At 60.9% G+C, this 6,120-nt stretch carries 6 protein-coding genes and 1 pseudogene; 4 read left to right on the top strand and 3 right to left on the bottom strand.

Going from position 1 to position 6,120, the window contains the following annotated elements; translation table 11 throughout:
* The first annotated feature begins 22 nt into the window (after nucleotides 1-22).
* Nucleotides 23-1,123: a TraB/TrbI/VirB10 family type IV secretion system protein gene (locus AC5DC2_RS03080; protein ID WP_161633008.1), complete on the top strand. Its 1,101-nt coding sequence runs from the start codon at nucleotides 23-25 to the stop codon at nucleotides 1,121-1,123.
* Nucleotides 1,124-1,125: 2 nt separating this feature from the next.
* Nucleotides 1,126-1,347 (top strand): DUF2274 domain-containing protein, encoded by a 222-nt coding sequence (locus AC5DC2_RS03085; protein WP_024706906.1) that lies wholly within the window; start codon nucleotides 1,126-1,128, stop codon nucleotides 1,345-1,347.
* On the opposite strand, the gene AC5DC2_RS03090 is transcribed toward AC5DC2_RS03085, so the two are convergent.
* Nucleotides 1,342-1,971: a TetR/AcrR family transcriptional regulator gene (locus tag AC5DC2_RS03090; RefSeq protein ID WP_024706905.1), complete on the bottom strand. Its 630-nt coding sequence runs from the start codon at nucleotides 1,969-1,971 to the stop codon at nucleotides 1,342-1,344. The genes AC5DC2_RS03085 and AC5DC2_RS03090 overlap by 6 nt on opposite strands.
* 207 nt (nucleotides 1,972-2,178) lie before the next feature.
* Between AC5DC2_RS03090 and AC5DC2_RS03095 the strand changes: the two genes are divergently transcribed.
* Nucleotides 2,179-3,150, top strand: a complete 972-nt coding sequence (locus AC5DC2_RS03095; RefSeq protein ID WP_024706904.1) for a LysR family transcriptional regulator — start codon at nucleotides 2,179-2,181, stop codon at nucleotides 3,148-3,150.
* A 266-nt stretch (nucleotides 3,151-3,416) separates the two neighbouring features.
* Nucleotides 3,417-4,319, top strand: coding sequence for a BrxR family helix-turn-helix transcriptional regulator (locus AC5DC2_RS03100; RefSeq protein WP_024706903.1), 903 nt, complete (start codon nucleotides 3,417-3,419; stop codon nucleotides 4,317-4,319).
* Nucleotides 4,320-4,370: 51 nt separating this feature from the next.
* Here AC5DC2_RS03100 and AC5DC2_RS03105 read toward each other — a convergent pair whose 3' ends face one another.
* Nucleotides 4,371-5,249: an IclR family transcriptional regulator domain-containing protein gene (locus tag AC5DC2_RS03105; protein WP_024706902.1), complete on the bottom strand. Its 879-nt coding sequence runs from the start codon at nucleotides 5,247-5,249 to the stop codon at nucleotides 4,371-4,373.
* 428 nt (nucleotides 5,250-5,677) lie between these two features.
* A pseudogene (locus tag AC5DC2_RS03110) lies at nucleotides 5,678-5,969 on the bottom strand (thiamine phosphate synthase); the annotation flags it as partial.
* Nucleotides 5,970-6,120: the final 151 nt, after the last annotated feature.

The following is a 6,120-nucleotide window of genomic DNA, read 5'->3' on the forward strand; positions in this document are numbered from 1 at the left end:
GGCTACCATCAACCCAACGCCGATGCGTCTGCGCGCCGAGCCGCCGCGCGTCACCCGCCTGTCGCGCAAGATGCTGGCCGGCGTTGGAGCTGTCGCGCTCCTCGGCATTGGCGGCGCATTGATCTATGCGCTCCAGACCCGCGATATGAGCGGAAATGACGAGGAACTCTATTCGACCGAGAACCGCGCCACGGCAGATGGACTGGCGGGTCTGCCGAAGGATTATACCGGGCCGGTCCTGGGACCGGCATTGCCGGGCGATCTCGGTGGCCCGATTCTGGATGCCCAGAACCGGGGTCAGCCCGTCACGCCGCCCGCCATGGCGACGCCTGCCCGGGATCCTGCCGAAGAGCGCCGGCTTGCCGAAGAAGAAGCTGCGCGTCTCAGTACAGTGTTCTTCCAGTCCGGGCCAAGAGTGGCGACGACAGCTGGCTCGACGATGCCGGGGCTTGTGGGGCCGGACTTTGGTGCCCAACCTGAAACGCAGGACCGGCACACAGCTTTCCTGAATGGGCCGGTGGATCGGCAGACCGTTGCCATGGACCGGATCATGGCGCCAGTCTCGCCCTATATCCTGCAGGCCGGGGCCGTGATTCCGGCCGCGATGATTACCGGCATCCGCTCTGATCTGCCGGGGCAGATCACCGCGCAGGTGACGGAGAATGTCTATGACAGTCCGACCGGCAGTCTGCTGCTGATCCCGCAAGGAACCCGCATCATCGGCCAGTATGATGCGGGCGTGCAATTCGGTCAGCGCCGCGTGCTGCTGGTCTGGAACCGCCTGATACTGCCCAATGGCCGCTCGATCGTGTTGGAGCGCCAGCCCGGCGCGGACGCTTCCGGCTATGCCGGGCTGGAAGATGGCGTTGATTACCACTGGTGGGATCTGATGAAGGCTGCGGGGCTGTCCACGTTGCTCGGTATCGGTACGGAACTGGCGACCGACGACGAGGATCGGCTGATCCGCGCCATCCGAGATGGGGCGCAGGACACCATCAATCAGGCCGGACAACAGATCGTCCAGCGCCAGTTGCAGGTCGCGCCGACTCTCACCATCCGGCCGGGCTACCCGGTCAGGGTCATCGTTACCCGCGATCTCGTACTTGAACCTTACAGGAACTGACCATGACGAAGCTGAAACTCGGCCCCCTCATCGAAGACAAGCCCGTGAAGGTGACGGTGGAACTGCCAGGGCCGCTGCACCGCGATCTTGCTGCTTATGCCGAAGTGCTGGCTCGCGAGACCGGCCAGCCCGCTGCCGATCCTGTCAGGCTGATTGTGCCGATGTTGGAACGGTTCATCGCCACGGATCGGGGCTTTGCCAGCGCCCGAAGATCTTGCTCATGAGGTGCCGTGCGGTTCACGGCGCGTCGCGGCGATGATTTCCATCAACGTATCGACGGCCTTTCGTGTCGCATCCCATTTGGCGGTCTGATCCATTTCCCGGTTCTGAAGGGTGAGGCTCACCGCGCCGTGTACCGTTGACCAGAACATGAAGCTGTAACGGCTCAGATCCATGGCGGGCAAAAAGCCTTGGTCCTGAGAGCAGCGAAGTCCCGCCAGCAATAGATTTAGTATCTGTCTTCCAGCTTCGCCCGACCATGGATCATCGCTGACTCCGAGCCGTGGCGGCGGTGTGAACATCAGTCGGTACAGCGTGGGGTTTTCGAGGGCAAAGCGGACATAGGCATAGCTGCCATCACGCAAATAGCCGAATGGATTGCCGCGCATCTGCTGGAAGACCGCCAGCTTTTCCCTGTAGAGCTGGTTGAAACCTTCGTCCCGAACGGCGCGCAACAAGGCGCTTTTGTTACGGAAATGGCCGTAAAGCGCTGGCGCTGTGCAACCGATGGTGTGCGCGACCGCAGTCAGCGGTACGTCGAGGTCGCCACGTTCTGACAGCAGCCGGATCGTTTCGTCGATCGCGCGACGAGCAATATCAAGTTCTTGCTCTTTCCGGGGACGGGCCATTCGGATGCCTGTTGCAACTTGTCGTGAAAACTAAACGACATTTACTTTTTTCGTTGACGGGCCGGAAGTCAAGAAGCAGCATTCAGTAACTGAACGTCGTTTAGTTTGAGGATGTGCGGAGAGCCGATGAACGCACACAGATCGATTTTCGCGTTGATGATGGCGGGGTGCCCGTCAGAAACCGAACGCTGTTTCGGATGATGCACCATGGCTGTGATCGGGAACAATCAGACCTCGCCTGATGATAGCCTCACAAAGGTCGTTGAGGGGAAACCCGGCACATCTGCGGTCCGGCTGAACCAGTTGCGATATTTTGTGGCCGCCGTCGATTATGGGAGTTTTCGCAAGGCTGCTGCCGCGCTTTCTGTGCAGGAATCCTCCATCAGCCGACGAATCCGTGATCTCGAAGATGAACTCGGGGCGTCGCTTTTCATGCGTCATGCTGGCGGGGTGCGGTTGACCGTTGCCGGGCGGGAATTCCTGCGCAACGCTCGCCATGCTCTTCGCCAGATCGACATTGGGGTGACCAAGGTGGCGGCGGTTGGCCGGGCGGAGCAAGGGCTGATCAAGGTCGGGATATTTTCGTCCCTTGCGTCAGGATTTCTGTTCGATCTGTTGCGTGCCTTCAGCACGCGCCACCCGAACGTGCAGGTCGACCTTATTGACGGCAATCCGCCCGAGCACATCGCGGCTGTCCGGAAACTTTGTCTGGACGTCGCATTCATCACGGGAACCGCGGCATGGGATGGCTGTGAGGCGGAGCATTTATGGTGCGAGAAGGTTTTCGTGGTGCTGCCCGATAACCACCCTTTGACGGGCAAACCGGAACTTGGATGGGGCGATTTGGTCTCCGAGCGGTTCATTGTGAGTGACGTTGCGCCGGGTCAGGAGATCCACGACTATTTGGTTGCTCACCTTGCCGGTCTCGGCCGCCACCTCGATATTCAGTCTCATCAGGTCGGCCGCGACAATATCCTATCGCTGGTCGCTCTCGGTCGCGGCCTCACTCTGACGAGCGAAGCAACGACCGTCGCCCAGTTTCCAGGGATCACCTACCGGGAACTTGCGGATGAGGTGCTGCCGTTCAGCATGGTCTGGTCCGCGCAAAACGACAATCCGGCGTCTCGGCGGTTGTTGAGCCTGGCACGATCGCTGACAGGGCTGGCCCGGCGAAAATAGGGTTTGACGGCACTGTACGATCACGCCGTAGCATTGGCTGCAATCGACATCGACGGTGCCGGTATCGAAGATGTCGTGGCGCTGCCCACGTCCAGGCTGACTGACTTCGATAGCGCTTTTGCCTCGCCGTGTTTGTGTACGGTGACACGGTGCGCATCCGGCCTTCCTCGGGCTTGACAGTTTGAGGCTTGTTAGAATAGAAAGTATACGGACATCGAAAGGTGTCCCATATACTTTTTATCCTTTTAAGTGCGGCGGGACGAGCAATGCTGAAATGGGGTGTCGAGAGGCGGTTGGAGTTCATCGAATTCCGCCTGTTCTGGGAGGGGGGTGTCAATCGCTCTGACCTGATCGATACGTTTGGCGTCTCCGTTCCGCAGGCGTCAAAGGACTTGACCCATTATCAGGAGCGTGCGCCGCAGAATGCGGTCTATGACAAAAGCGCTCGCCGCTACGTAGCCGGCCCGGAATTTCAGCCGGTGTTTCTAGACCCGGACCCGGACGCCTATCTCATGCGGCTCCGATCGATGGCGGAAGGTTTCGCCGACGCGGGGGCGAACTGGCTCGCTGCCCCGCCTGACATGGATATCGCTCTGACTTTGCGCCGTAAGGTCGATACCGAAGTTCTGCGTTCAGTTCTGGCGGCGGTGCGGGAGGAAAGGTCGCTGGACCTTCATTACCAATCCATGAACCGCGATCGGCCCGATCCGGCATGGCGGCGGATTACCCCGCATGCCTTCGGCTTTGATGGTCTGCGCTGGCATGTGCGGGCCTGGTGCCATGAGACGGAGCGCTTCAAGGATTTCCTGCTCTCGCGTGTCCTTGGATTCGGCGAGTTCGGCGAGCCAGGTGCTGCTGCGGCACAGGACCGGCTGTGGCAGGAAACCTACGATATCACCCTTGTGCCGCATCCTGATCTGTCGGTCGGTCAGCAGGCGGTGGTCGCAAAGGATTACAACATGACGGACGGGCGCGCTGTGCTGACAGTTCGCTACGCCATGCTGTTCTATGTGCTCAAGCGGCTAGGACTCCTTGATGGGGCTAGGCTGCGTGATCCCCGGACCCAGCATATCGTTGCCGCTGACGAAGACGAGGTTGCCGCCGCCCTTGAGCGTGCGCAGCATGAATTCGATGAGGCTGACACAGCAAGCGGGGCGGTACCTAAATGATGGTGGCCGCAGCGAAATATCGGATGTCCTTTGGCGTGGGCGGGCTGATGCTCAATGAGAGCATCGTGATTGCTCAAGCTTATCAACCCGGTGAGAACTGGGCATCTGCTCGTGAGCGTTTGCTGGCCCAGGGCGCGTCATCCTTACCCAAACTGGCCTCGCAAACCCGCGCATCGCCCGGGCCACGCGCTGCACTTCCGGCACAAGATCGCGCATCCGCTCGGGCGACATGTATTCCAGCGTCGAGGAAACCGAGATCGCGGCGATGATCCGCCCGGTGGCATCACGGATCGGGGCGGCCACGCAACGGATCGAGGGCTCGTCCTCGCCCAGATCATAGGAATAGCCGCCGAGGCGATATTTCGCCATCAGCGCCAGCCAGTCAGCTTCCGTCATGTCGCCGGGCAGCAGATGATGATCGCGCTGATAGAGCCGCGACAATGTCGCCTGGGATTCATCGAGCATCAGCGCCTTGCCGACGCCGGTGGAGTTGACAGGCTTGCGTCCGCCGATCCGCGAACTGATCTCGACCGGGCGGGTCCCGCGCAGCTTGTCGAGATAGGCGACTTCCCAGCCGTCGAGCTGCGCCAGATGCACCGTGTCGCGCGTCTCGCGCGACAGATCCTCGAGCCAGTGACGTGCGACGCGCACCAGATCGGTCTGGGAATAGGCGGCGAAGCCGAGTTCGATCAGCCGCGGGCCGAGGGCGAACTCGCGCGGGTTCTCGGCCTTGAGATAGCGTTGCTCCAGCAGCACCGACACGATTCGATGCACCGTGCTGTAGGTGAGCCCCGTCATCGATGCTATTTCTGCGATGGTGCGTGGTTGGTCGGCCGCCGCATCAAGAATCTCGAGCCCACGCACTAAGGTCTGGCTGCGTGGAGCGCGCGCATCCTTTTCGTCAATGCCTATGTCAACCGTCTCTACCATTTGAATCTGCCCTCCAGACTGTCTCCTGTTTAACCGCCGACGGACAATGGTGCTAGGGGAACGAATGGCCGGAGGCGGCCCGCATGAGCCACCTTTTCTGGCTTCGCATCGGTTGGTGCGTGCATTGCCACGGCCGAGCGCGAACAGGCGATTATCGCCGCCGTCAACACCCTCAAGCACAACTCGGATCAGTGCCGAAGCGCAATCACTTTCACGCAGGCTTGCACACGCCCGACCGCGTCGACCCTATGGCGAGCGGTGTTGCAAGGACAATGCGCAAGCGCGATCCGCGCGGTCTTCGGGTCACTCACGAGCCCGTGCCTCTGCTGATGCGACTAATGGGCAGGGTCTCCGAGCCTCCCCTTGTAGCCAACCATCGTGCTGGACTATCCGGCAACATATCCTGCGGTCCACACCGTAGGTGGATGTTATGTCGATTCCCCGGACCGATAGACCTCGGTAGCCTGAAGCCATCGCACGTTCTTGTTTCGGGCTTGCGTTCAATATGACATCCGTGACGCCTGCAGCGCTGGCGGCGGCGTGTTCAAAGGCTCCGGCGATGCGCTCCACATTTAGCCCGCCAATGGCAGCGAGGGGCAGTGAGCCAATGCGAGCCCTCCAGACGCTGAGGCGCGCAAGGCCCTGCGGTGCCCAGGACATAACCTTGAGCCGGGTTGGATAGATCGGACCGAGCGCGACATAATCCGGACGGGCCGCTAGCCTCAAATCTATCTTTTGAGGCTCTGCTGCAGGGCCTTCTACTTACCGCCAATCGCCGCGCCACCGACGGCGCTCGCGATATTGCGCAGAATGTCCCTGAACCGCCCCGGGTTTGCCGGAGGCTGATTGTCATTAGTTACGCGGCCATGTC

The sequence above is a fragment of the Martelella sp. genome, assembly GCF_984369615.1.

Coding starts and splice junctions, on each gene's coding strand:
- AC5DC2_RS03085 (WP_024706906.1), top strand. CDS start 1,126: ATGACGAAGCTGAAACTCGGCCCCCTCATCGAAGACAAGCCCGTGAAG.
- AC5DC2_RS03080 (WP_161633008.1), top strand. CDS start 23: ATGCGTCTGCGCGCCGAGCCGCCGCGCGTCACCCGCCTGTCGCGCAAG.
- AC5DC2_RS03105 (WP_024706902.1), bottom strand. CDS start 5,249: ATGGTAGAGACGGTTGACATAGGCATTGACGAAAAGGATGCGCGCGCT.
- AC5DC2_RS03095 (WP_024706904.1), top strand. CDS start 2,179: ATGGCTGTGATCGGGAACAATCAGACCTCGCCTGATGATAGCCTCACA.
- AC5DC2_RS03090 (WP_024706905.1), bottom strand. CDS start 1,971: ATGGCCCGTCCCCGGAAAGAGCAAGAACTTGATATTGCTCGTCGCGCG.
- AC5DC2_RS03100 (WP_024706903.1), top strand. CDS start 3,417: ATGCTGAAATGGGGTGTCGAGAGGCGGTTGGAGTTCATCGAATTCCGC.